The sequence below is a fragment of the Streptococcus sp. 27098_8_23 genome (assembly GCF_041432195.1).
Taxonomy (GTDB): domain Bacteria; phylum Bacillota; class Bacilli; order Lactobacillales; family Streptococcaceae; genus Streptococcus.
On the sequence record NZ_JAPVZF010000015.1, the window covers coordinates 1 to 571 of the forward strand.

The following is a 571-nucleotide window of genomic DNA, read 5'->3' on the forward strand; positions in this document are numbered from 1 at the left end:
AACTAGCACAGGTCCTCAGGGTGTTCCACAAACAGGCACTCCAACCTTCCAAGGTGGTGACCCACTGGTTCCAATCGATGAAACAGTTGAACCAGCCTTCGAAGATGGAAGCAAAGAGAAATCTATTCCAGGTCAAGGAACTTACACGATTGCACCAGACGGAACTGTAACTTTCACACCAGACAAACAGTTTGTTGGAAACCCAGATCCAGTCACAGTCAAACGCGTAGATAAGAACGGCACCCCAGTCACTGCGACTTACAGTCCAGAGTTTACGAAAGTGACCCCAACAGGTACTGGTGCAACCAGCACAGGTCCTCAAGGTGTTCCACAAACGGGCACTCCAAGCTTCCAAGGCGGCGATCCACTGGTTCCAATCGATGAAACAGTAGAGCCAACTTTCGAAGATGGAAGTAAAGAGAAATCTATTCCAGGTCAAGGAACTTACACGATTGCACCAGATGGTACAGTGACCTTCACACCAGACAAACAGTTTGTTGGAAACCCAGATCCAGTCACAGTCAAACGTGTTGATAAGAATGGCACTCCAGTCACTGCGACCTACAGTCCA

Annotated in this window: 1 protein-coding gene; it reads left to right on the plus strand. The window is 48.5% G+C overall.

The annotated features are described in order from the left end of the window. Positions 1-571, plus strand: a 571-nt coding sequence (locus O3652_RS10140; protein WP_371590413.1) for an Ig-like domain-containing protein, incomplete at both ends; no start/stop codon positions are given.